Raw genomic sequence first — 22,857 nt, forward strand, 5'->3', positions numbered from 1 at the left:
CCGCCGCAGGAATCTACCGCAGTGCTCTTTGTTGCCTACATCTGCGTAGCCATTCCTTCCACATTCATCGCCGCCTGACGCAGCGCTTCCGAGCGAGTGGGGTGGGGGTGGCAAATCAGGGCGATGTCTTCGGCCGATGCGCCGAATTCCATCGCGACGCAATACTCGCCGATCATCTCGCTGACACTCGGGCCGACCAGATGCACGCCGAGAATCTGGTCGGTGTGTTCATCGGCCAATACCTTGGCGAACCCTTCGGTTTCGTGATTGATTTTTGCCCGGCTGTTGGCCGTGAACGGAAATTTGCCGACTTTATAGGCGCGACCTTCAGCCTTGAGTTGCTCTTCGGTTTTGCCGACGCTGGCCAGTTCCGGACGGGTATAGATAACGTTGGGGATCAGCTCGTAATTGACCTCGCCCGCCTTGCCGACGATTTGTTCGATGCAGGCCATGGCTTCATCTTCCGCCTTGTGGGCCAGCATTGGCCCGGAGGTGACATCCCCGATCACCCAGACGCCCGGCGCTTCTGTGCGGTGGCGCTGGTTGGCGAGCATGCCGCGTTTGTCGGTCGCCAACCCGACGTTCTCCAGCCCCAGCCCCTGGGTATAAGGGCGGCGACCGATGGCGACCAGCACGTAATCGGCGTCCAGCGTTTGCGCCTCGCCGCCTGCCGCGGGTTCGACGTGCAACTGCACGCCGTTCGCCGAGGACACGGCGCCGGTGACTTTAGCGCTCAACTTGAACTGAATGCCTTGTTTGGCCAGGGCCCGTTGCAGGGTCTTGCCGGCTTCGCCATCTACGCCTGGGCAGATGCGATCGAGGTATTCCACCACGGTTACCTCGGCACCCAGGCGCCGCCAGACCGAACCCAGTTCGAGGCCGATGACGCCAGCGCCTATCACCACCAGATGCCGGGGCACTTCGCCCAGGGACAGCGCACCGGTGGAGTCCAGGATGCGCCGGTTATCGATGTCTACGCCGGGCAGCGGGGTGGGCTCTGAGCCGGTGGCAATGATGATGTCCTTGGCGCTCAGTTCGGTCTCGCCGCCGTCCTCGGCGGTGACGGTCACTTTACCCGGTCCATCGATATGGCCCCAGCCCTTGATCCAGTCGACTTTGTTCTTGCGGAACAGAAATTCGATGCCCTTGGTCAGGCCAGTCACGCTGTCGTCCTTCTGCTTCATCATCTGTACGAGGTCGAGGGTGGGGCTGACGTTGATGCCCAGGTTGGCAAACTCAGAGCCCTTGGCCGCTTCGTACAGTTCCGAAGCGTGGAGCAACGCCTTGGAGGGCATGCAGCCGACGTTCAGACAGGTGCCGCCGAGGGTGGCGCGGCCCTCGATACAGGCCGCTTTCAACCCCAGCTGTCCGGCGCGAATCGCCGCGTTATAGCCGCCAGGACCGCCGCCCAGAATGATGACGTCGTAGTTGCTCATACCGTTCTCCCGCTTGGCTTGTAAAAAAATTATGTGCGTAATATGAGCGTTTCCGAAGAATTCGGTCAAGGCTTACGTCAAGTGGCAGGCTTCTGCATACCGTGAACAATTCAAAACAGAAATTTCACAGAAATGGTTATAAGGTAACGCCACGTAACGGAGCGGCATTGGGCGTCGGTTGCCAATGCAGATTTTGATCGCCACAAGCGCTGGGGTGACATGCAAGTCGATCTTGATATCCAAGGGGCACAAGTGGCTGAGTGGCCGCGCTTTCAGCAGGCGTCGTTGCAAGCGCGTCGCTTGAAGCGGGTCGTTTTTGTGCTGGGCGGCCTGGCGAGCGTTGGGCTGGTGCTGGCGTTTTTCACTGGGTTGTTTTCGCCGCAGTCGATATGGCCTGCGCTGTTGGTTAGCCAAAGTGCCAGCTTGATTGTGCTGGTGGCGGGCCTGCAATCGGCTGGCTGGGTGGCCAAGTGGCGCAGCCAGGCGCTTGTGCGCCAGGTCGAAATCCCAGTTCTTGCCGCCGCCGAGCCTGTGGATAACGTGGGCTGGTATGAGCAGATGCTCGAGCGAATCAGCGCCCGCTCGATTGGTTTGCTGACGCAAATCGGGGCGCCTGCCTTGTGGCTCGCCGGTTGGTCGCTCTTGACCCTGTTGAGTCTGGAGCAGGCTTGGAACCTTGATCTTCCAGCTGCTTCGCTTGGCGTGTCGGCCAGTGTCGGCGCCGTGCTCGCATTGTTGTTGGCGTTCGGCTTGCTGGTGTTTGAGCGGCAACTGGTTCAACAATCTGCCCTCGAATGGCCAGAAGCATCGTCGCTCGCGCAACTGTCACGAGTCGCCATCGCCGTTCTTGTGCTGACAGCCTTGTGCTTGCTCTTCGCCGGGGAATCGTCGGTATGGCCGGTGCGCTTGGCGGTGCTGACCGGGGTATTGCCAGGGCTGGTAGCGGTGGAGTTCTTGCTGCGCGCCGCGCTCTCGTTGTTCAGCCCGCGCCGGGAGTCCCTGGAGCCGAGGTTGTTGGGGCGAAGCGTCATCGCCGACCTGCTGCGCTGGCCGCCGCAACCGTTGCTGGCCCTGCAACATGAGCTGCACAACCGCTTCGGCATCGACTTGCGCCAGATCTGGGCGTTCAGCTACATGCGCCGGGCCTTCTTGCCGGTCCTGGCGCTGGTGGCATTGGTGGGTTGGCTGCTGACGGGCGTGCATGAGGTGCCGCTGCAAGCACGTGGCATCTATGAGCGGTTTGGTAAACCGGTGGAAGTCTTCGGCCCGGGCCTGCATGCCGGGCTGCCTTGGCCGTGGGGCAGGGTGCTCAGCGTAGAAAACGGCGTTGTGCATGAGTTGGCGACCAGTATCGGCGATAACAAGGTGGTCCCGGAAGCTGAGCCAGCGGAAGGGCCTGCCCCGACGGTTGCCAATCGCTTATGGGACGCCAGTCATGTGAACGACAAATCCCAAGTGATTGCCAGTCGGCGCGGCGATCAACAAAGCTTCCAGATCGTCAACATGGACGTGCGCTTCGTATATCGCATCGGCTTGACGGACGCCGCCGCACTGGCGGCCACTTACAACAGTGCGGATGTGCCGGCGTTGATCCGCAGCACCGCCAGCCGCATCCTCGTGCATGAGTTTGCTTCGCGCACGCTGGACGGTTTGCTCGGTGCGGACCGTGTCAGCCTGGCGGATGAAATCGGCCGTGCGGTGCAGGCCGACTTGCAATCACTCGACAGCGGCGTGGAGATTCTCGCGACGGTGGTAGAGGCGATTCACCCACCGGCCGGTGCGGCCAATGCCTACCACGGTGTGCAGGCGGCGCAGATCGGTGCCCAGGCACTGATTGCCCGGGAGCGTGGCGCCGCTGCGGAACAAACCAACCAAGCGCAACTGCAAGCGAGCGTTGCCTATGACCGGGCCCAAGGCACCGCCCGGGAAATCAGCGCCACCGCCCAGGCCGCGGACCTGCGCTTCAACGCCGATCGCAAAGCCTACGCGTCGGCGGGGCACGCCTTCGTCCTGGAGCAATACCTTAGCCAACTGAGCCAGGGACTTGGCCAGGCCAATCTGCTGATACTCGATCATCGCCTGGGCGGCAGCGGCAACGCGCCGACCATTGACCTGCGTAACTTCACGCTGCCGGCGGACCCCGCGTCGCCACGTAACCCTGTCCAGCCAGGAGCTGCCCATTGAGCCAGTCTTCGTCACACGATCACCCTGACCACGCCGGTCACGATCACGGCTATGCCGGTCATCACCACGGACATCATCACGCCCATCACGGCGATCCGCAGGTGGCCGGGCCGTTTCCCTGGCGACGGATGAGCTGGGCATTATTGCTGGTGGCCTTTGCCATCGCGGCCGCGAGCCTGGTGCAAGTGCGGTCGGGTGAAGCCACCGTCATCACCCGTTTTGGCAATCCGGCGCGGGTGTTGCTGCAGCCGGGCCTGGGCTGGCGCTGGCCAGCGCCATTCGAAGCGGCGATCCCGGTGGATTTGCGCCTTCGTACCAGCTCCAGCGGTTTGCAGGACGTCGGTACGCGCGACGGGTTACGGATCATCGTCCAGGCCTACGTGACGTGGCAGGTGCAGGGTGACACGGACAATGTGCAGCGTTTCATGCGGGCCGTGCAGAACCAGCCGGACGAAGCCGCGCGGCAAATCCGCACGTTTGTCGGTTCAGCCCTGGAGACCACGGCCGCCAGTTATGACCTGGCAAACTTGGTCAACACCGATCCCAGCCAAGTGCGCATTGCTGATTTCGAAGCCCAGTTGCGCCAGCAAATCGAACAACAACTGCTGGCCACCTACGGCGTGCGCGTACTTCAGGTTGGCATCGAGCGCCTGACGCTGCCGTCAGTGACGCTCACTGCAACGGTGGACCGTATGCGTGCAGAGCGCGAAACCATCGCTACGGAGCGCACGGCCATCGGTAAGCGTGAGGCCGCACAGATTCGGTCTTCCGCCGAACGTGATGCACGAATCCTGCAAGCCGATGCAACGGTTAAAGCCGCTGAAATCGAGGCGCAGTCCCGGGTAGAGGCGGCTGAAATCTATGGCAAGGCCTATGCGGGTTCGCCTCAGCTTTACAACCTGCTGCGTTCCCTGGACACCCTGAGCACCATTGTCAGCCCAGGCACCAAGTTGATCCTGCGCACTGACGCCGCGCCGTTCCGTGTCTTGGTTGACGGTCCCCCGACGGCGGAACTCAAGGGTGGAACACAGCCATGAGTTTGGTTCCACGTGGAACAAACGAGTTGTCCAGCCCATGGATCCAGGCCGGACGCTTAGCGTTTCTTGCTCTTTATGCCGTTACGATTTTGGCTGCATTGGCTTGGATTTTTTCCAATGTGCGACAGATCGACCCGCAGGACCGGGCGATGGTGATGCACTTTGGTGCTCTTGATCGAATCCGGAACGCCGGGCTCTTGATCGCCTGGCCTCGTCCCGTGGAACAGGTGATTCTGTTGCCCGCTGCGGATCGCGTACTGGAGCGAAGGATCGACAATCTGTTGCGTTCGGACGCGGCTCTGCAAGCTGATCGTGTCGCCAGTTTCGCTTCCCCGGTCAGCGACGCGTTGGCGGGCTCTGGTTATTTATTGACCGGTGACGCAGGTGTGGTGCAACTGGATGTGCGGGTGTTCTATAAGGTCACCGAGCCTTACGCGTACGCCCTGCAAGGTGAACATGTATTGCCGGCGCTGGACCGACTGGCGACCCGCAGCGCCGTGGCACTCGCCGCCGCCAGGGACCTGGACACCATTCTGGTGGCCCGGCCTGAACTGCTGGGCAGCGACAACCAGGCTGCGGAGCGCCGCGAACGCTTGCGTGGCGACTTGGTGCAAGGCATCAACCGCCGCTTGGCTGATCTTGCAGCGACAGGGCAGGGGCTGGGGATCGAAGTGGTCCGGGTCGATGTGCAATCGAGCCTGCCGGGCCCAGCGGTGGGGGCGTTCAATGCGGTATTGACTGCTAGCCAGCAAGCCGACAAAGCCGTCGCCAATGCTCACACCGAAGCCGAGAAACAAACCCAGGCCGCCCGCCAGGATGCCGATCGCACGTTGGAAGTCGCCCATGCGCAGGCCGGCGAACGGCTCGCCAAGGCTTCGGCGGACACGGCTACGGTGTTCGGGTTGGCGAAAACCCAAGGCCAGGATCCTCAGATGTTGCTGCGCCTTTACCGCGAACGCATGCCTGACATCCTCCTCCGGGCGGGGTCAGTCACCACGGTCGACCCGAAAGACGACAGCCGTCTGATCATCCAGGGAGCCGGCCAATGACCGCCCAAAACACAGCCATGCCGATGTTGTCCTCCGCCGAGCAGCGTTCAGCCGCACGGCAACTGACGCTGGCTATGCTCGCCCTCGGCCTGCTTGCCTTGGGCCTTGCATGGCGCGGCTGGTCGCCGGAGCAAAGCGGGGTCAGTCAACTGCTGTTGGGGTTTGCCTCATTGTTGGTAGCGGTGCCGGTGATGCGTTCCGCCTGGTACAGCTTGCGTTATCCAAGCCTGCACGGGATCACCGATCAACTGATCGCCCTGGCGATGCTCGGCGCCTGGGCCACTGGCGATCTGCTGACCGCGGCGCTGCTACCGATCATCATGATTTTCGGTCACGTCCTGGAAGAGCGCAGTGTCATTGGCTCCCAGGAAGCGATTCACGCACTCGGCCAGTTGACCCGCAGCCAGGGCCGCAAGGTGCAGGCCGACGGCTCGATTGTCGAAGTCGATAACGGTACGTTGCGACCTGGCGATGTGGTGGAGGTTCGTGCTGGAGATCGGGTGCCCGCCGACGGTCGGGTGTTGTCCGGTCAGGCAAGTCTCGACACCGCGCCTATTACCGGGGAGTCGGTGCCATTGGAAGCGGTGGCCGGCGTCGAAGTGTTTGGCGGCGCGATCAATCTTGATGGTCTGCTGCGTCTGCAAGTGACACGCACCGGCGAGGAATCGACGCTGGGCAAGGTGATTGCCCTGATGCAAAACGCCGAGCGCTCCAAGCCACCGATTACGCGTTTGCTGGAACGATACGCCGGTAGCTACCTGGTGTTGGTGCTGTTGCTGGCGGCGGTGACCTGGTTCGTGACCAACGACGCCCAGGCGATGCTCGCGGTTCTGGTCGCGGCGTGTCCCTGCGCCCTTGTGCTGTCGGCGCCGGCCACGGCGATTGCCGGCATCGCGGTGGCAGCGCGCCATGGCATCTTGATTCGCAGCTCGGCCTTCCTTGAAGAGCTGGCGGACCTGACATCGTTGGTCATCGACAAGACCGGCACTTTGACTTATGGCACGTTGCGCCTGCAGTCGATCCAAAGTGCCTCAGCTGATCGCACCGTGCTGCTGCCATTGGCCGCGAGCCTCGGCTCGGCCAGCAGTCATCCGGTCAGTCGTGCTTTGGCGAGCTTGGTGGAACAGCACAATTATCTGCCACTCACTGATATCCACGAACGCCAGGGTTTGGGTGTGGTGGCAATGACCGAGCAAGGGGAGGCTGCACTCGGCCGCCCCGAGTTGTTTGCCCAATTGGGGATCCAGACCTCGACGATTCCCGATCATGACGGCCCGATCGCCGGATTGGCCCTAAATGGACACTTTCTCGCCTGGCTGCTGCTGGCCGACAGCGTCAAGCCGGAAGCGGGGGCGGCCATGGAGCAATTACGCGCGCTTGGCCTGGGGCGCCAGTTGTTGTTGACCGGTGATCGCCAGAGCGTGGCCACTGCCCTGGCACAAGAAGTTGGCATTAATGACGTTCAGGCTCAGGCATTCCCAGAAGATAAGCTCAAACGGGTCATGGCCGAAATTGGCCACGGGTTCCGGCCCATGGTGGTGGGGGACGGGATCAATGATTCGTTGGCGCTCAAGGCCGGCGTGGTGGGCGTTGCGATGGGCGCTGGCGGCGCGGACATTGCCCTCGCGTCGGCGGATATTGTCCTGATTGGCAGCGACCTGCGGCGCCTGGGCACCTGCGTGCGATTGAGTCGCCAATGCCGGCGGACGCTCCAGGTCAATGTGATCATCGGCTTGGGCTGGACGCTGGCCATCGTCGCCTTCGCTGCATTTGGCTGGCTCGGGGCGGCGGGGGCGATGATCGCGGCGCTGCTGCATAACCTAAGCACATTGTTGGTACTGGGTAACGCTGGACGGCTGCTGCGGTTCCAGGAGCCCTTGCCAAAAATCTAGCGTGTCTGCTTGAGTACTTGAAGCGAACTGTTGGTCGCTCCTACAGTCATTTACGAGAGGGGCGCACCACTTCAGGCGGTTACTGCTCAAACAGTAGAATTGGAAGCGATAGAAAAAGGCTATAAATTCGATAGCCTACTATTTTTCTACGATGGTCTACCCTCATTTCAGACGTCTGAAACAAGGGGGGATTCTTCATGCTCGCTCACCTTCCACCGGCCTTACAGAATCTGCATCTTCCGCTTCGGCTGCGGCTCTGGGACGGTAATGAGTTCACGCTGGGTGCCGACCCCAGCGTCACGATTGTGGTCAAGGACCCACAAATGGTTGCGCAATTCACCCATCCCAGCCTGGACGCATTGGGAGCGGCATTTGTCGAAGGCAAACTTGAACTCGAGGGCTCGATCAACGAAGTCATTCGGGTCTGCGACGAGTTGAGCCAGGCCTTGTTGAAAGACGACGACAGACATTTGCCGATGCGCTCGGTCCATGACAAGGAAACCGACGCCAAGGCGATTTCCTACCATTACGATTTATCCAATGCCTTTTATCAGCTCTGGCTCGACAGCGACATGGCATATTCATGCGCCTATTTCGAAACCGGCAGCGAAACCCTCGAACAAGCGCAGCAAGCCAAGTTCCGCCATCTGTGCCGCAAGTTGCGCCTGCAACCGGGCGACTATCTGCTGGACGTCGGGTGCGGATGGGGCGGGTTGGCCCGCTTCGCGGCGCGAGAATTCGGCGCCAGGGTTTTCGGCATCACCCTGAGCAACGCGCAACTGGCCTTGGCCCGCGAGCGGGTCAACGCGCAAGGGCTGGCGGATCAAGTTGAGCTCCAGCTGATGGATTACCGAGACCTGCCCCAGGACGGTCGCTTCGACAAAGTGGTCAGCGTAGGTATGTTCGAGCACGTAGGGCACGCCAATCTGGCGCAGTACTGCAAGACGCTGTTTGGCGCCGTTCGCGAGGGTGGCCTGGTAATGAACCATGGGATTACTGCCAAGCACACCGACGGCCGCCCGGTCGGTCGCGGCGCGGGTGAGTTCATCGAGAAGTACGTGTTCCCCAACGGTGAACTGCCGCACCTGTCAATGATCTCTGCCGAGATCAGCGAAGCAGGGTTGGAAATCGTCGACGTGGAAAGCCTGCGCATGCATTACGCGCGCACGCTCGACCATTGGAGCGAGCGCCTCGAAGACAACCTCGAAGCCGCCTCCAGGGAAGTGCCTGAACAGGCGCTGCGAATCTGGCGACTCTACTTGGCCGGCTGCGCTTATGCGTTTGCCAAGGGTTGGATCAACCTGCACCAGATTCTCGCGGTGAAGGCCCATGCCGATGGTAGCCATGAGTTGCCCTGGACCCGCGACGACATCTACATCCCTTAAAGGATCGGGGAAATGAGCCGGGCGATCCGCATGCCGACTTTCTGCAGGCGGTGGGTCTCCCGGCTTTCTTGTTTGGCGATTTCGTGGGCTTGGGCGAAATCGTTTTCCAGCATTTGCTCCACTTCGCTGGCGAAGGCGGCATCCACCGTCAGGAGCATCACCTCGAAATTCAATCGGAACGAACGGTTATCCAGGTTCGCGCTGCCGATGGCGCTTATTTCCCGGTCGACCAAGACAACTTTCTGATGCAAAAAGCCTGGCTCATAACGGAACACCCGCACGCCGGCCCGAACCGCTTCGAAGGCATAGAGGCTGGATGCGGCGTAGACAATCTTGTGGTCCGGCCGCGACGGTAGAAGGATGCGCACATCCACCCCGCGCAGGACCGCAAGGCGCAGTGCCGCAAACACTGCTTCGTCGGGTATGAAATACGGCGTGGTAATCCAGACCCGCTCGCTTGCGGCATGGATGGCCTCGACAAAGAACAGCGAGCAGGTTTCGTAGGCATCGGCCGGACCGCTGGACAACAGCTGGCAGAGCACGCCGCCCTCTGGATAAGTGTCCGGAAGGATCAACGGCGGCAACGAGCGAGCGGCCCAGAACCAGTCTTCGGCAAATGACTCCTGCATGCTGCCCACAACGGGGCCGCGGACTTCGACATGGGTATCGCGCCAGGGGGCCAAGGGAGGCTTTTCACCCAGATATTCATCGCCCACATTGTGGCCGCCGACGAAGCCCAGGACGCCGTCCACAGCGACAATCTTGCGGTGGTTGCGAAAGTTGACCTGAAACCGGTTGAGCCAGCCGCTGCGAGTGGCGAACGCCTTCACGTGGACACCGCCGTCCCGCAGCGCCTGGACGTAACGGTGGGGCAGGGAATGGCTGCCGATACGGTCATAAAGCAGATACACGGCCACGCCTTCGGCGGCTTTCTTTAAAAGCAATGCCTGCAGGCGTTGTCCGAGACGGTCGTCGTGGATGATGAAGAATTGAACCAGCACCGCTTCCCTGGCATGTTCAATGGCTTGGAAAATAGCCTCGAACGTTACCTGGCCGTCTACCAGCAACCGCACCTGATTGTTCGCCAGGCACGGTGCCCGGCCCAATTTAGGCATCGCCCGTAACGAAGCATAAGCCTGGGACGCGCGGGCGGTCAGCGCCTCTTCGACCCAGGGGCGCCAATTCAATTCAGAAATCGCCTTGCGCATTTCTTCGTTGGCTTGCCGGCGCGCCTTGATGTAACCGTCGAAGGTGCTGCGACCAAAAACCAGGTAGGGAATCAGTGTCAGGTACGGAATGAACACCAGTGACAGGGCCCAGGCGATCGAGCCTTGGGCGGTTCGCACGGTAAGCACCGCATGAACGGCGGCAATGGAACCGAGGGTGTGGAGCAGCGCGATTAGGTAACCAAAAACATGCGGGCCAAAATAATCCATGGGACAGCCATGCTCCTGAGGTTCGATGCTTAACAGACCATGTTCCATCGCGAATGTCGCTATTTAATTCACTCGCCCCGAGCCTGAACCGAAGTCTGTGGAAGACGTCTAACGGCCACTTGTCCTCTGGAGTTTTTGCAATGAAAGTTCGTCTGCTGGGTTTGGCCTTGGCCGTTGGCTTGTCGGTTCCTGTGGCGGCTCAGGCGCAGATGCTTCAACCGGGCCTGTGGGAATTGACGACAAGCAATATGAAAGTCGACAACCAGAACCTGCCGGACCTGCAATTGATCCTCGGCCAGCTGCAAGGCCAGATGACGCCGGAGCAGCGGGCAATGCTCGAGAAGCAAGGCATTACCATGGGCGGCAAGGGCATTCGGGTGTGCCTGACTCCGGCACAGGTCCAGACCAACGACATTCCATTGCAGGACCCGCAATCGGGATGCAAACAGCAGATCACCGAGCGAACCGGCAATCAGTGGAAGTTTCGCTTCAGTTGCCCTAAAGCCCAGGGCAACGGTATCGCGACATTCCAGAGCGATCGAGAATTCACCACTAAGGTCAACGGCACGTTCAACGCCACTGGGATCCAGCAGAACGGTAGCCTCGACACTCGAGCCGTGTGGCTGGGGCAGGATTGCGGCACGGTCAAGCCGAGGGCTTGACCTGTTTCAAACCAGCCCCTGGGACGAGGGCGTTCGCTCCCGTCGGGTTGCGTATTGCTAGCCCAGCCGATCAAGGCCGGCTCAATGCCTCGTAAAGCGTGTTGAGGTTGTACTCGAACAGGCCGGTGAAGGTACTGGCGGGGCCGCTGGCGGCGAGGGCGTCGGAGTACAACGTGCCGCCAATGTGCGCGCCGCTTTCGTCGGCGATCTGCTTGAGCAGACGTGCGTCCTTGATGTTTTCCATGAACACCGCTTTGACTTTCGCCTGGCGAATTTGAGTGATCAGGGCGGCCACTTCCGCCGCCGATGGCTCACGCTCAGTGGACAAGCCTTGGGGCGCCATGAAGTCGATGCCATAGGCTTGGCCCAGGTAACCGAACGCATCGTGAGACGTGACGATCTTGCGATTGCCCGGAGGCAGTGCACCGAACTTGGTCTTGGCTTCGGCGAGCAGGGCGTAGATCTTCTTCAGGTAAGTCTGGCTGTTGCGTTCGTAGTCAGCCTTGTTGGCCGGGTCGGCGGCTACCAGCGCCTTGGTGATATTGCTGACGTACAGTTCGGCATTGGCAAGGTTATGCCAGGCATGCGGGTCGGGGATGGTCTCGCCATCTTCATCCAGCGAACGCGGGATCACGCCACGGCTGGCGCTGATCACCGGGGCGCTGGTTTCAGTGCTGGTGACCAGGCGGTCCAGCCACGGCTCGAAGCCCAGTCCGTTCTTGATGATCAGTTTTGCCGCGAGCAGTGCCTTGGCGTCGTCCGGCGTGGGCTCGTAGGTGTGCGCATCGGCGTCCGGTCCCACCATGTTGATGATCTTGACGTGTTCGCCGCCGACCTGTTGGGTCATGTCGGCCAGGATGGAGAAGCTGGTGACCACGTGGAGCTTTTCTGCGGCAGACAAGGACATGGACAGCATCAAGCTGAATATCAGAAACAGGACGCGCATCGGGAAACACCTCATTGGGATGTAAGCAGGGGCGGGCGGCGCAGCAAACCGTGCACCGGACCGAATACCACGGACAGCAGATAAGACGCGCCCGCCACCAGGACGATGGCCGGCCCGCTGGGCAGCGACAGATAGAACGACAGCAGCAGGCCCAGCCATACCGACAGACAACCGAGCAGTGCCGCGACCCCTATCAGCATGGGCAAGCGACGGCTCCAGAATCTCGAAGCGGCCGCTGGCAGCATCATCAGGCCAACAACCATCAATGCGCCGATCGCCTGGAAGCCGATCACCAGATTGAGCACCACGAGGGTCAGGAATACGCCATGGGCCAACGGCCCGAGACGGCTGACGGTTTGCAGGAACAGCGGGTCGAGGGTGTCCAGCAGCAGGGGACGATAGATCAGCGCCATTGCGGCCAGGCTGGCCGCAGAAACCCAGAGCATCCCGGTGAGTGTCGGGCCGTCCACGGCCAGTGCCGAGCCGAACAATAAGTGCAGCAAGTCCAGGCGTTTACCGGCCATGCCGAGAATCAACACGCCCGCGGCCAAGGAGATTGGATAGATTGCCGCCAGGCTGGCATCTTCCCGCAGGCCGGTACGTCGGGTGATCCAGGCAGCCAACCCGGCCATGCTCAGGCCAGCGCCCAGGCCGCCCAGAGTCAAGGCTGGCAAGCTCAGCCCGGCGAACCAGAAGCCGAGGGCTGCGCCTGGCAAAATGCCGTGAGCCACTGCATCGCCGATCAGGCTCATGCGCCTTAGGATAAGGAACACTCCCAGCGGCGCCGTGCTGCACGCCAACATCAGGCCGCCGAGCAAGGCTCGACGCATAAAGACAAATTCCTGGAAGGGTAGCCAGAGTTGAGCTGCGGCGAGCATCAAGCCACCCGTGTGTAAGTGGGCTGGGCGATGAGATCGGCGCTGCGACCCAACTCGCATCCGGTGGGTCTGATCAACAATGTGTGAGGGATGTGTCGGTGTACCGCAGCCAAGTCGTGGCAGACCACCACCAAGGTGCGCCCCTCGCGATGCCATTGATGAATGTGTTTCCACAGCAACGTCTGGCCCTGTTCGTCGAGGGCCGCGTGGGGCTCGTCGAGTAGTAAAAGCGGCGCTTCGGCCAGGCTCAAGCGGGCGAGCAGGGCACGTTGCAGCTCGCCTCCCGAGAGCGCCATTAGCGGCCGCTGCTCAAGACCGCTCAACGCCCAATCGTCCAGGACAGCCTTGAGTCGCTGATTTCGTGTGGCTGGAGCATGTCTTGAGCCCCAGGAGCCAGCGGCCACCAATTCCTGAAGACTGATGGGAAACTGCCGGTCCAGATGTTGCTGCTGGGGCAGAAATGACACGCCGCCGCGCCGTGGAACCTTGATTAGCACGCTTCCCGACAGGGGCTTTTGCAGCCCGGCGATGACTTTCAGCAGGCTGCTTTTCCCCGCGCCGTTCGCGCCGATAATGGCCGTCAGACTGCCTTCCGACCGCTCCATATGAAGGGGCGGCGTCAGGGGTTGTCCGGGCGCGCCCCAGCGTAGGTCTCGGCATCGGATCATGATTGCTCCCCGTTCCAATGGCTTCGTGCAACAGCATCATGGGCATGCAGGCTTTCGGCATGAACCACTCGTACGTCGAATGAAGTGATTGAAGGCACGCTTCTTAGCGCCCTGTTCAATCGACGCGCAGCGTCCTCGCAGAACATCAGGTTTTGGCCATTGGCGAGGGCGAACGCTTGCTCATCGGCGCGTTTGACGGCGGTTTGTACGGCGGTGCCGAGGGCTTTTTCGGCCTCATCGATAATCGGTAATAACGGAAGCTCGGCGACGTTGGGGGTCAACCGCACGGCAAGGGTGGCCACGCTGCGTTGGCTATGAGGGGTAGCAACGATGCCTTTCGTTGAGCCTAGCCAAGCCAGCACCTGCGCATGCTCGAGGGCTTTGTTGGCAAAATCGTCGACGAATTGTTGCTGGATCAACTGCCGCGCCAGCGCCGCAGAGCAAGGGCACGTCGATGAATAAGGGATCTGAATTTCGAGTTCCACGTGGAACACTGAGTTTTTCAGCTGAGCTTCGATGGCGATTGGATAACGCTTCCAGCCGGCCAGTGGGCTGACCAGCGCGGGGCGCTTTAATAACAAGTCAGTGTGCAAAGTCAGGGAAGCGCTACGGGACAGGCCATCATGGCTAACGAGAAATTGCTGGAGGATTTGACGTAAAAGGACCGGAGAGAGCGGGGCCTCTTCTAGCATCTGCAATGCCAGATACAAGCGTGACATATGGATGCCACGCGCCTCGCCGTCGTCGAGGCTGACACCCGCGTCGGCCGTTGCATTCAACCGCTGGCCGTTTACCAATACCGGCACCGCGATGCCGCACATGCCTACCCACTCCAGAGGCAAAGCTTGGCGAGAGGGCTGTGCCGCAATATCCGGCAGAGTTAACGCGTTCATTTTTAAGATCCATCAGGGGCCCGGTTTTGATGTTATAGTATAACAATGAAAGCGACGAATCCTTTTTTATGAACAGAGTTTCATCCACCGCGGCTGGTCGTTCCACGTGAAACATCAGCGCGCCGAATCCTGGCAGCCCGTGATTCGCCCGCACACGAATCTCCCAGCGCCGCCCCCAGAGCTGGAGAAACGATTGATAGTCGTCCAGCCCACGCGACGACTGTATCCAACCCAAGCTTCGCCATTTGAAGCCAATCCCGTGAAAAAAGTTAGCTGCCCGTAGCGGCTGTTTGTTTGGGCCCAAGAGCGACGGCCTGATACCTCGAATCCGCGCAGATAAATCGTATTTCCAGCCGTTAAGACGCTATAGGCGTTGCCTTGTGCATCCACACAAGCAAGCACATTGGCGCTGCGGGTGCATTTCGCCAACAGAGGCTCTTGCGCGGATACGCCTGGGGCGACCAGCAACAACAAGCACCCCGCGATCAGCAACCGACAGAGGTTATGCATGGATTTCACTCTCAAGCGGCAGGAGGGAAGTTGGAAAGGTTGCGTTTATGGTTATAGTATAACATCAACAAAGCAGACCTTGGCCGAACCAAAGCCTGAAAACGAGCCGTGACACGCCAAAACGACGTCGCCAGCGGCCGCCGCCCTGATGAGGATAAACCTGATGCCCAAGCGCCTCCCAGTCACCGTGCTTTCCGGATTCCTCGGTGCCGGTAAAAGTACCTTGCTTAATCACGTCTTGCGCAATCGCGATAATCTGCGCGTCGCAGTGATCGTCAACGATATGAGCGAGATCAACATCGATGGCAGCGAAGTTCAGCGAGATGTCACTCTCAATCGGGCCGAAGAACGATTGGTGGAGATGAGCAATGGCTGTATCTGCTGCACGCTACGTGAAGACTTGTTGATAGAAGTCGGCAAGCTGGCCAGGGAAGGGCGCTTCGATTATTTGCTGATTGAGTCCACCGGTATTTCGGAGCCGATGCCCGTGGCCGAGACCTTCACCTTTCGTGATGAAGAAGGTCGCAGCTTGGTCGATGTCGCGAGGCTCGACACCATGGTCACCGTGGTCGACGGTGTGAATTTTATGAAGGATTACCAAGCCGCCGAGAACCTTTCGACAAGGGGCGAAACCCTCGGGGAAGAAGACGAGCGCTCTATCACCGATTTGCTGATTGAACAGGTCGAGTTTGCCGACGTGATCCTGATCAGCAAGATCGATCTGATCAGCCGCCACGAACGGGAAGAACTGACGGCAATTTTGAAGCGTCTCAACAGCCAAGCGCAGATTGTTCCAATGGTCATGGGCCAGGTACCGCTGGAAACGATCCTCGACACCGGCCGTTTTGACTTTGAGCGCGCCTCGCAGGCGCCCGGTTGGCTGCGGGAGCTGCGCGGCGAGCATGTGCCCGAAACCCAGGAATACGGCATCGCGTCGACGGCTTACCGCGCCCGCCGTCCATTCCATCCGCAACGGTTTTTCAGCTTTATCGATCGCCCATGGACCAACGGCACGCTGTTGCGCTCAAAGGGTTTTTTCTGGCTGGCGAGCAAACACGAGGAGGCCGGCAGTTGGTCGCAAGCCGGCGGTCTGATGCGCCACGGCTTCGCCGGACGCTGGTGGCGATTTGTGCCCAAAGGTCAATGGCCGCAGGACGAGGAGGACGCCGCCGCCATCATGAAAAACTGGCTGGCGACCACCGGTGATTGCCGCCAGGAGCTGGTGTTCATCGGTCAGGATATAGATTTTTCCCTGCTCACCACCGAACTGGACGCCTGCCTGCTCACCGACGCGGAGATGAGCCTGGGGGTAGAAGGTTGGCGTCATTTGCCGGACCCGTTCGGTCCCTGGCATGACGAGGTTGCGGCGTGATGCTGGCGACTCGTTTGAAACAGGTGCGGCAGGTTCACGGGCATACCCCGCTGACCTTGGCGCAGATTCTGGATGATGACATCAACCTGGCGGTCTGGCAGCGCCAGCTCCCGGCGCATATTAGTGACTTCGCGGCCATGGTGGTTTCGATGAACCAGTCCGTGGCCGAGTCGATGGTTCTCGACATGCCGGATGAAGACACCCAGCCGACGCTGCACGGTCTTGCTGCAGGTTTCAGCGATCTGCAGGGATATGAGGGTTTTGTCGCGGACGTGGCCTGGCTGGTCAGCGCGTTTTCGTGCCTGCTGGGCGCCCGACGCGTAGGCGTGCGCTTGCGAGCGTTGGATTCGGCGATGTGCCCGCGTTTTCACGTCGATCATGTACCGGTTCGACTGATCACTACGTACGTCGGTGTCGGTAGTCAGTGGCTGATGGAGGGCGGTATGGACCGTCGGCGGCTGGGCCAGCTTGACGCCGAGCCTGACGACCCGGAGATGATCCAGCAGATGTGCAGCGGCGAAGTGGCGCTGCTCAAAGGTGAAAAATGGCACGGCAATGAAGGGTTCGGACTGATCCACCGTTCACCGCAACCGACGCCGGGCGACCGTCGGCTGATCCTCTCGCTGGATTGGCTGGCCTAAGGCTTGAGCCAGGTTCCTTGGCTTTTGCTCTCACAAAAGGGTTTCAGGTAAGCCGAGTCGGTGGCCACGCCGTAATAGTGAATGTCCTGGCGATAAGGCATATTGGCGACCTGGGCGTTGCTGCAGATGCCAAAGGCGCCGCGGGGGCAATGTTCGACGTACTGCACGTCGACTTTCTGCCCGGCCAGGCTTGGCTGGCAGAAACCGTCGGCGAACAGCTTCTGCGGGATATTGCGGTTTTGTTGGCAGACTTTGACATCGAGCCGCTCAGCCTGGCTGTGCACCACGCAAGCCTGGGCCATGGCCTGGTTCGAAGTCAGGGCCAGCAACAACCAGCCAATCATTCGCATCGTTAAACTCCGTCGAAAAAACTATCGATCATGTTGCAGAACATTCCCACCCATGTCATTGCCGGGCCCTTGGGGGCAGGTAAGACCAGCTTGATCAGGCAATTGCTGGCCCAGCGCCCGGCTGATGAACGCTGGGCGGTGTTGATCAATGAGTTCGGTCAGATCGGCCTGGACGCCGCGCTGCTGAGCCAGGCTGCCGATGGTATCGCACTGGGCGAAGTGGCCGGGGGCTGTTTGTGTTGCGTCAACGGCGCGCCGTTTCAGATTGGCCTTGGCCGTTTGTTGCGCAAGTCGCGCCCACACCGTCTGTTCATCGAACCTTCCGGGCTGGGTCATCCTGCGCAATTGTTGCGGCAGCTGAACCAGGCGCCTTGGCTCGGTGTACTGGCGGTCCAGCCTTGCGTGCTGGTGCTGGACGCCCGAGCGTTGGCTGATGGCAAGCCATTGCCTGATGCGCAACGACAGGTCTTGGCTGATGCCGGTTTATTGCTATTGAACAAATCCGAAGGCCTGACCGAAACCGATCGCCAGCGCATCTCTGCGCAGCTGCCGGAGGTTGGGTTGTACTGGACGCACCAGGCTGCGTTGCCTGTCGATCGATTGCCTGGCCTTGGCTCTCGCGGCAACGGTGTAGTGGGTAACTTGGCGCTGCCCAAAAGCCTCGGGCAGATGCCTGCCATTTGGAGTGACCCGACGTCGCCGATTTGCCTTTATCAGCAACAGGGCGAGAGATGGAGCATCGGATGGCGCTGGCATCAGAGCCAACGATTCAACGTGGCGGCGGTGTCTCGATGGGTGCAAGGCGCCACCTGGGAGCGGGCGAAAATGGTCATCCACAGCGATGGCGGTTGGGTTTCAGCCAATGCGTTGGAAGGCGGGACGTTGGAATGGCAAGCAAGCGAGTGGCGGCAGGATTCGCGAATTGAACTGATTTTCTCCGAGCCACAAGACCCGCAAGCGCTTCAAGCAGGCCTGGCGAGTTGTCGCCTTCCCTGAGCCCGTCTTATTTCAGGGCTTCCACTTGTTGTGCTCCTGGCGCCACTGGCTCAGCTCGATGACTTCAGCCCTGGGGCGGGTCTGGACCGACTCGACCGGCGGTGGCGGCGTCTCTTCGAACGGCATGGGGTAGGGCGCGAGTTCGATGTGTGCACTGTGCGCCCCGAACTGGGTGATGGTGCCCGAATGACGGGTCTCTCCCGTCACCGTGAACTCGAAATTATAGATCCGTGCCAACCGTCGTCGCCCGCTGGCGTCCTTTACGAAGCCGATCTTTCGCAGCGCCACGTTACCGTCCAGCAACTCGATCTTGAGGTTGGCGCAATGTTGCATGACCCTTGCCAAGGCCCGTTCGCGCAAGCCATGGTTGTGCCACAGCCAAGCGCCACCGGTAGCCAGCAGCATCAGCACGAAAATGTTTCCAAGGGTCAGCATGAACGAGGTGCTCCAACAAGTTGCTGTCAGCTTAACTGTCTCGCCGGTCTGTCGTACAGGCTGTGTTTAGTCGCATACTGCGCGGCTTGAATTTCATTCGTTTTACGGAACCTGCCGCATGAAACGTACGCCTCATCTGCTTGCCATCCAGTCCCACGTGATATTTGGTCACGCCGGCAACAGCGCTGCCGTATTTCCGATGCAGCGGGTTGGGGTAAATGTCTGGCCGCTCAACACCGTGCAGTTTTCCAATCACACCCAATACGGACAGTGGGCCGGAGAAGTGCTTGCGCCGGCCCAGATACCGCTTCTGGTAGAGGGCATCGCTGCGATTGGCGAGTTGGGCAATTGCGACGCGGTGCTGTCTGGTTATCTGGGCAGCGCCGCCCAGGGGCAAGCGATTCTGGCGGGCGTAGCGCGGATCAAGGCATGCAATCCCAAGGCGTTGTACCTGTGTGACCCTGTCATGGGGCATCCGGAGAAAGGCTGCATCGTGGCGCCCGAGGTGAGCAAGTTCCTGCTGGAAGAGGCGGCCGCCGTGGCGGACATCATGTGTCCGAACCAGTTGGAGCTGGACAGCTTTTCCGGGCGCAAGGCGCAATCCTTACTCGATTGCCTGGCCATGGCTCGCGCGCTGTTGGCCCGTGGACCGAAGGTAGTGCTGGTCAAGCACTTGGCTTATCTCGGCAAGCCAGACGACAGCTTCGAAATGCTGCTGGTGACAGCTGATGGTAGCTGGCATCTGCGCCGCCCGTTGCTGGCGTTTCCCCGCCAGCCAGTGGGGGTTGGCGACCTGACCTCGGGGTTGTTCCTGGCGCGGCTATTGTTGGGGGACAGCCTGGTAGCGGCTTTCGAATTCACCGCTGCGGCGGTACACGAAGTGCTGCTGGAAACCCAGGCGTGTGCAAGCTACGAGCTGCAGTTGGTTCGCGCCCAGGATCGAATCGCGCATCCGCGCGTGCGCTTCGAAGCCGTGCCGATCAGCCTATGACCAAAAAAATCAATGTGGGGGCAAGTTCGCTCCCACATTGATTTCGGACAGCCCTATCAAGGCCCGTCTGCCTTGATTTCCTGATAACGCCGCTCCAGCTCCTGGCGGATCTGACGCCGTTGCTGGGCTTGTTCGTAACGGCGTTTTTCCTCGCCATTTTGCGGCTGCAAGGGAGGAACGGGCGCGGGCTTGCGCTGGTCATCTACCGCAACCATGGTGAAAAAGCAGCTGTTGGTATGGCGGACCGATCGTTCACGAATGTTTTCGGTCACGACCTTGATGCCGACTTCCATCGAGGTATTGCCGGTGTAGTTTACCGACGCGAGGAACGTCACCAGCTCGCCAACGTGAATGGGCTCGCGAAAAATTACTTGGTCGACCGACAGCGTCACCACATACCTCCCCGCGTAACGGCTGGCACAGGCGTAGGCGACTTCGTCGAGGTATTTGAGCAACGTGCCGCCATGGACATTGCCAGAAAAGTTGGCCATATCGGGGGTCATCAATACCGTCATCGACAGCTGGGCGTTTCCGGGTTCCATAACATTCTCACGGTTCAAGGCAGCCAATCGGGAGTGCGCCTCTGCGGACGCTGGCGGATCATTCCAAAACCACCGATATCGGGACGTTGCGCCCGCAGTTGCCGTCACGCTTCGGTGGATCTGTTTCGATATATTGCACCGTCTTTCTGCCAGAAGTCGCGGTGTTACCCTTCAAAAGCCTCTCGCAAGGGCATTTCCTACAAAGGAAACGGACTTATCCACAAACGATGAGTCATTTTGAACAGGGAGCCTCGTATATGCATGCCATCAGTTTCATTCAAGACCTGGCGATTATCATGATGGCTGCGGGGCTGGTGACCGTACTCTTTCATCGTTTCAAACAACCGGTGGTGCTGGGCTACATCGTCGCAGGCTTCATCATCGGCCCGCACACACCGCCGTTCGGGTTCATCCATGACGAAGACACAATAAAGACCCTGGCCGAGCTTGGAGTGATCTTCCTGATGTTTTGCCTGGGCCTGGAGTTCAGCCTGCGCAAGTTGTTCAAGGTGGGGGCCACGGCATTCATCGCTGCGTTCCTCGAGATCGTGCTGATGATCTGGATCGGCTACGAGATAGGTCGCTGGTTCGACTGGAGCACCATGGATTCGCTGTTTCTCGGTGCTATCCTCGCAATCTCCTCGACGACGATCATCGTCAAGGCCCTCAATGACCTGAAGATGAAAAACGAGCGCTTCGCGCAGCTCATATTCGGCGTCCTGATCGTCGAGGATATCCTTGGCATCGGCATTATCGCCCTGCTGTCGAGCATCGCCGTCAGCGGCACGGTCAGCTCCGGCGAAGTTTTTTCGACGGTGGGCAAGTTGTCGCTGTTCATGATCGTCGCCCTGGTGATCGGCATTTTGCTGGTGCCGAGGCTCTTGGCCTATGTGGCGAAATTCGACAGCAACGAGATGCTGCTCATCACCGTGTTGGGCTTGTGCTTCGGCTTCTGCCTGCTGGTGGTAAAGCTCGAGTACAGCATGGTACTGGGAGCGTTTCTGATCGGTGCAATCATGGCCGAATCCCGGCAGCTGCTGAAGATCGAGCGACTGGTCGAGCCGGTGCGTGACTTGTTCAGCGCCATTTTTTTCGTCGCCATCGGCTTGATGCTCGATCCCGCGATTCTGCTGCAATATGCCTGGCCCATCGCGGTGATCACCGTAGCGGTGGTGTTGGGCAAGATGTTGTCCTGCGGCCTTGGTGCTTTTATCGCCGGTAACGATGGACGTACCTCACTGCGCGTCGGGATGGGGCTTTCGCAGATTGGCGAGTTTTCTTTCATCATCGCCTCGCTGGGGATGACATTGCAGGTCACCAGCGATTTCCTCTACCCGGTAGCCGTCGCCGTCTCGGTGCTGACCACGCTGTCCACCCCTTACCTTATCCGTGCTGCGGACCCCTTATCTGTGAAACTGGCGACGGTGATGCCGCAACGGCTGACTCGTGTGCTAGGCATGTATGGCGAATGGTTGCGCAGCATCCAACCCCAAGGCGAGGGTGCGCTGGTGGCGGCTATGATCAGGCGGATTTTGTTGCAGGTGGGCGTCAATCTGGCGTTGGTGATCGCGATTTTTGTTTCTGGAGGCTATTTCGCCGAGTGGATGTCGACGTATCTGCAAGCCTGGATCAGCGATCCAAGCTGGCAGAAAGCATTGATCTGGGGCGGGGCATTGCTGTTGTCACTGCCGTTCCTGATTGCTGCGTATCGCAAGCTCAAGGCGTTGTCGATGCTGCTGGCAGAGCTGGGTGTGAAACCGGAAATGGCCGGCCGTCACACTCACCGCGTCCGTCGGGTGATTGCCGAAGTGATCCCCATTCTTTCGCTACTAGTGATTTTCCTGCTGTTGGCAGCCTTGTCGGCCAGTATTCTACCGACCAACAAGTTGCTGGTATTGATCGCCGTGGTGGCGCTTGCCGTGGCGGCGCTGCTCTGGCGCTGGTTCGTGCGCCTTCACACGCGTATGCAGGTGGCGTTGCTGGAAACTTTGGACAATCACAAGGAATCCTCCGGGCATTGACCGACGGCAGGCGTCTGGCGGATCAGCTTTCCAGCCAGACGTCCCGCGCCCAGTGCCAGACCGATTCCCAGGTTTCCTCGGCGATCAGTTCTTCTTCGGCCTGCCACAGCACCACGGTGCCGTCCTCTTCGACGCAATAGTAATCGTCGCCGTCCTGGCAGATCGGAATCAGGCTGCGGTCCACGCCAGCATCCCAGGCATTTGCCGCTACATCCGGCAAGTAGGTGTGGGATTGCGGGTCGGTAACGGTTACCGGTTCCAGGCTGCCGTATACAACGTCGCTGACCGTCAGCAAGAACTCCCTGAACACGAACGGTATATCGATGAACAGCTGCTCTTCGATCTCTACCAGCAAATCTTCGTCGGGCAGCTCCAGCGGGACCGGTACGGGCTCGTTGGCTTCACGCAATTGTTCGATGATTTCTTCCACGTCCGGGGATCCTCTTTCTCGATGGCGCGGTTTTACATGGAGCGGTTTATACAGTAGCTCGCTATAGATGCAACCGCGAAAATAGAAAACCCCGGCCTGAGCC

The 22,857-nt window shown here is 60.1% G+C and carries 22 protein-coding genes; 11 read left to right on the forward strand and 11 right to left on the reverse strand.

Translation table 11 applies throughout. The annotated features are described in order from the left end of the window. Window positions 1–35: 35 nt before the first annotated feature. Window positions 36–1,436: a dihydrolipoyl dehydrogenase gene (gene lpdA / locus HU742_RS24790; protein ID WP_186644924.1), complete on the reverse strand. Its 1,401-nt coding sequence runs from the start codon at window positions 1,434–1,436 to the stop codon at window positions 36–38. A 219-nt stretch (window positions 1,437–1,655) separates the two neighbouring features. Between lpdA and hflK (HU742_RS24795) the strand changes: the two genes are divergently transcribed. From hflK (HU742_RS24795) to cfaB, 5 genes are all read left to right on the forward strand, one after another. Next, window positions 1,656–3,620, forward strand: coding sequence for a protease modulator HflK (gene hflK, locus HU742_RS24795; RefSeq protein ID WP_186644923.1), 1,965 nt, complete (start codon window positions 1,656–1,658; stop codon window positions 3,618–3,620). Then, the gene (hflC, locus tag HU742_RS24800; protein ID WP_186644922.1) at window positions 3,617–4,657 is read left to right on the forward strand and encodes a protease modulator HflC; all 1,041 of its coding nucleotides are present in this window, start codon (window positions 3,617–3,619) and stop codon (window positions 4,655–4,657) included. Before hflK (HU742_RS24795) ends, hflC begins: the two co-directional genes overlap by 4 nt. Further along, complete coding sequence (gene hflK / locus HU742_RS24805) at window positions 4,654–5,706, forward strand: protease modulator HflK (RefSeq protein ID WP_186644921.1); 1,053 nt, start codon at window positions 4,654–4,656, stop codon at window positions 5,704–5,706. The genes hflC and hflK (HU742_RS24805) overlap by 4 nt, the downstream gene beginning before the upstream one ends. Then, the gene (locus tag HU742_RS24810; RefSeq protein WP_186633255.1) at window positions 5,703–7,598 is read left to right on the forward strand and encodes a heavy metal translocating P-type ATPase; all 1,896 of its coding nucleotides are present in this window, start codon (window positions 5,703–5,705) and stop codon (window positions 7,596–7,598) included. The genes hflK (HU742_RS24805) and HU742_RS24810 overlap by 4 nt, the downstream gene beginning before the upstream one ends. A 197-nt stretch (window positions 7,599–7,795) precedes the next feature. Continuing rightward, window positions 7,796–8,983: a C17 cyclopropane fatty acid synthase CfaB gene (gene cfaB, locus HU742_RS24815; protein ID WP_186644920.1), complete on the forward strand. Its 1,188-nt coding sequence runs from the start codon at window positions 7,796–7,798 to the stop codon at window positions 8,981–8,983. On the opposite strand, the gene cls is transcribed toward cfaB, so the two are convergent. Beyond that, complete coding sequence (gene cls / locus HU742_RS24820) at window positions 8,980–10,419, reverse strand: cardiolipin synthase (RefSeq protein ID WP_186633249.1); 1,440 nt, start codon at window positions 10,417–10,419, stop codon at window positions 8,980–8,982. The two genes, cfaB and cls, sit on opposite strands and share 4 nt — an antisense overlap. A gap of 140 nt (window positions 10,420–10,559) precedes the next feature. On the opposite strand from cls, the gene HU742_RS24825 reads away from it, so the two are divergent. After that, a complete protein-coding gene (locus tag HU742_RS24825; RefSeq protein WP_186611323.1) occupies window positions 10,560–11,081 on the forward strand; it encodes a DUF3617 domain-containing protein in 522 nt (173 codons plus the stop codon). 70 nt (window positions 11,082–11,151) lie between these two features. On the opposite strand, the gene HU742_RS24830 is transcribed toward HU742_RS24825, so the two are convergent. The 5 genes from HU742_RS24830 to HU742_RS26855 form a co-directional block, all read right to left on the reverse strand. After that, window positions 11,152–12,027, reverse strand: coding sequence for a metal ABC transporter substrate-binding protein (locus HU742_RS24830; protein ID WP_186633246.1), 876 nt, complete (start codon window positions 12,025–12,027; stop codon window positions 11,152–11,154). A gap of 11 nt (window positions 12,028–12,038) precedes the next feature. Further along, window positions 12,039–12,905: a metal ABC transporter permease gene (locus HU742_RS24835; RefSeq protein ID WP_186633244.1), complete on the reverse strand. Its 867-nt coding sequence runs from the start codon at window positions 12,903–12,905 to the stop codon at window positions 12,039–12,041. Continuing rightward, window positions 12,905–13,573 carry a metal ABC transporter ATP-binding protein gene (locus tag HU742_RS24840; RefSeq protein ID WP_186633241.1) on the reverse strand — a complete coding sequence of 223 codons (669 nt, stop codon included), beginning with the start codon at window positions 13,571–13,573 and terminating at the stop codon, window positions 12,905–12,907. Before HU742_RS24840 ends, HU742_RS24835 begins: the two co-directional genes overlap by 1 nt. Continuing rightward, entirely contained in the window at window positions 13,570–14,466 is an 897-nt protein-coding gene (gene folE2 / locus HU742_RS24845) for a GTP cyclohydrolase FolE2 (protein WP_186633238.1), read from the reverse strand. The genes HU742_RS24840 and folE2 overlap by 4 nt, the downstream gene beginning before the upstream one ends. A gap of 114 nt (window positions 14,467–14,580) precedes the next feature. Continuing rightward, window positions 14,581–14,976 carry a glutamine synthetase gene (locus tag HU742_RS26855; protein ID WP_225923656.1) on the reverse strand — a complete coding sequence of 132 codons (396 nt, stop codon included), beginning with the start codon at window positions 14,974–14,976 and terminating at the stop codon, window positions 14,581–14,583. A 163-nt stretch (window positions 14,977–15,139) separates the two neighbouring features. On the opposite strand from HU742_RS26855, the gene zigA reads away from it, so the two are divergent. Both zigA and HU742_RS24855 read left to right on the forward strand, forming a co-directional pair. Continuing rightward, window positions 15,140–16,348 carry a zinc metallochaperone GTPase ZigA gene (gene zigA, locus HU742_RS24850; RefSeq protein WP_186644919.1) on the forward strand — a complete coding sequence of 403 codons (1,209 nt, stop codon included), beginning with the start codon at window positions 15,140–15,142 and terminating at the stop codon, window positions 16,346–16,348. After that, entirely contained in the window at window positions 16,348–16,989 is a 642-nt protein-coding gene (locus HU742_RS24855) for a DUF1826 domain-containing protein (RefSeq protein ID WP_186644918.1), read from the forward strand. Before zigA ends, HU742_RS24855 begins: the two co-directional genes overlap by 1 nt. On the opposite strand, the gene HU742_RS24860 is transcribed toward HU742_RS24855, so the two are convergent. Then, window positions 16,986–17,339: an NADH:ubiquinone oxidoreductase gene (locus tag HU742_RS24860; RefSeq protein WP_186633230.1), complete on the reverse strand. Its 354-nt coding sequence runs from the start codon at window positions 17,337–17,339 to the stop codon at window positions 16,986–16,988. The two genes, HU742_RS24855 and HU742_RS24860, sit on opposite strands and share 4 nt — an antisense overlap. A gap of 30 nt (window positions 17,340–17,369) precedes the next feature. Between HU742_RS24860 and HU742_RS24865 the strand changes: the two genes are divergently transcribed. Beyond that, window positions 17,370–18,335, forward strand: coding sequence for a CobW family GTP-binding protein (locus HU742_RS24865; RefSeq protein WP_186633227.1), 966 nt, complete (start codon window positions 17,370–17,372; stop codon window positions 18,333–18,335). Between the two features lie 12 nt (window positions 18,336–18,347). Here HU742_RS24865 and HU742_RS24870 read toward each other — a convergent pair whose 3' ends face one another. Continuing rightward, a complete protein-coding gene (locus HU742_RS24870) occupies window positions 18,348–18,770 on the reverse strand; it encodes a DUF3301 domain-containing protein (RefSeq protein ID WP_186644917.1) in 423 nt (140 codons plus the stop codon). 118 nt (window positions 18,771–18,888) lie between these two features. On the opposite strand from HU742_RS24870, the gene pdxY reads away from it, so the two are divergent. Then, complete coding sequence (gene pdxY, locus HU742_RS24875; protein WP_186644916.1) at window positions 18,889–19,761, forward strand: pyridoxal kinase PdxY; 873 nt, start codon at window positions 18,889–18,891, stop codon at window positions 19,759–19,761. Window positions 19,762–19,817: 56 nt separating this feature from the next. Here the strand turns inward: pdxY and HU742_RS24880 are convergent, their stop codons facing one another. Further along, entirely contained in the window at window positions 19,818–20,303 is a 486-nt protein-coding gene (locus HU742_RS24880; protein WP_186611335.1) for an acyl-CoA thioesterase, read from the reverse strand. 257 nt (window positions 20,304–20,560) lie between these two features. Here HU742_RS24880 and HU742_RS24885 point away from each other — a divergent pair, with 257 nt between their 5' ends. Next, on the forward strand, window positions 20,561–22,324 hold the full coding sequence (locus HU742_RS24885; RefSeq protein WP_186633218.1) for a cation:proton antiporter: 1,764 nt from the start codon (window positions 20,561–20,563) through the stop codon (window positions 22,322–22,324). A 22-nt stretch (window positions 22,325–22,346) separates the two neighbouring features. Here HU742_RS24885 and HU742_RS24890 read toward each other — a convergent pair whose 3' ends face one another. Beyond that, a complete protein-coding gene (locus HU742_RS24890) occupies window positions 22,347–22,754 on the reverse strand; it encodes an SMI1/KNR4 family protein (RefSeq protein WP_003187120.1) in 408 nt (135 codons plus the stop codon). Window positions 22,755–22,857 lie beyond the last annotated feature (103 nt).

Origin of the sequence: Pseudomonas marvdashtae, assembly GCF_014268655.2 — a bacterium.
GTDB lineage: Bacteria > Pseudomonadota > Gammaproteobacteria > Pseudomonadales > Pseudomonadaceae > Aquipseudomonas > Aquipseudomonas marvdashtae.

What these genes read in the sequence shown, in the direction of transcription:
- lpdA (WP_186644924.1), bottom strand. Translation starts at nt 1,436, where the DNA reads ATGAGCAACTACGACGTCATCATTCTGGGCGGCGGTCCTGGCGGCTAT.
- hflK (WP_186644923.1), top strand. Translation starts at nt 1,656, where the DNA reads ATGCAAGTCGATCTTGATATCCAAGGGGCACAAGTGGCTGAGTGGCCG.
- hflK (WP_186644921.1), top strand. Translation starts at nt 4,654, where the DNA reads ATGAGTTTGGTTCCACGTGGAACAAACGAGTTGTCCAGCCCATGGATC.
- HU742_RS24810 (WP_186633255.1), top strand. Translation starts at nt 5,703, where the DNA reads ATGACCGCCCAAAACACAGCCATGCCGATGTTGTCCTCCGCCGAGCAG.
- cfaB (WP_186644920.1), top strand. Translation starts at nt 7,796, where the DNA reads ATGCTCGCTCACCTTCCACCGGCCTTACAGAATCTGCATCTTCCGCTT.
- cls (WP_186633249.1), bottom strand. Translation starts at nt 10,419, where the DNA reads ATGGATTATTTTGGCCCGCATGTTTTTGGTTACCTAATCGCGCTGCTC.
- HU742_RS24825 (WP_186611323.1), top strand. Translation starts at nt 10,560, where the DNA reads ATGAAAGTTCGTCTGCTGGGTTTGGCCTTGGCCGTTGGCTTGTCGGTT.
- HU742_RS24830 (WP_186633246.1), bottom strand. Translation starts at nt 12,027, where the DNA reads ATGCGCGTCCTGTTTCTGATATTCAGCTTGATGCTGTCCATGTCCTTG.
- HU742_RS24835 (WP_186633244.1), bottom strand. Translation starts at nt 12,905, where the DNA reads ATGCTCGCCGCAGCTCAACTCTGGCTACCCTTCCAGGAATTTGTCTTT.
- HU742_RS24840 (WP_186633241.1), bottom strand. Translation starts at nt 13,573, where the DNA reads ATGATCCGATGCCGAGACCTACGCTGGGGCGCGCCCGGACAACCCCTG.
- folE2 (WP_186633238.1), bottom strand. Translation starts at nt 14,466, where the DNA reads ATGAACGCGTTAACTCTGCCGGATATTGCGGCACAGCCCTCTCGCCAA.
- HU742_RS26855 (WP_225923656.1), bottom strand. Translation starts at nt 14,976, where the DNA reads ATGCATAACCTCTGTCGGTTGCTGATCGCGGGGTGCTTGTTGTTGCTG.
- zigA (WP_186644919.1), top strand. Translation starts at nt 15,140, where the DNA reads ATGCCCAAGCGCCTCCCAGTCACCGTGCTTTCCGGATTCCTCGGTGCC.
- HU742_RS24855 (WP_186644918.1), top strand. Translation starts at nt 16,348, where the DNA reads ATGCTGGCGACTCGTTTGAAACAGGTGCGGCAGGTTCACGGGCATACC.
- HU742_RS24860 (WP_186633230.1), bottom strand. Translation starts at nt 17,339, where the DNA reads ATGCGAATGATTGGCTGGTTGTTGCTGGCCCTGACTTCGAACCAGGCC.
- HU742_RS24865 (WP_186633227.1), top strand. Translation starts at nt 17,370, where the DNA reads ATGTTGCAGAACATTCCCACCCATGTCATTGCCGGGCCCTTGGGGGCA.
- HU742_RS24870 (WP_186644917.1), bottom strand. Translation starts at nt 18,770, where the DNA reads ATGCTGACCCTTGGAAACATTTTCGTGCTGATGCTGCTGGCTACCGGT.
- pdxY (WP_186644916.1), top strand. Translation starts at nt 18,889, where the DNA reads ATGAAACGTACGCCTCATCTGCTTGCCATCCAGTCCCACGTGATATTT.
- HU742_RS24880 (WP_186611335.1), bottom strand. Translation starts at nt 20,303, where the DNA reads ATGGAACCCGGAAACGCCCAGCTGTCGATGACGGTATTGATGACCCCC.
- HU742_RS24885 (WP_186633218.1), top strand. Translation starts at nt 20,561, where the DNA reads ATGCATGCCATCAGTTTCATTCAAGACCTGGCGATTATCATGATGGCT.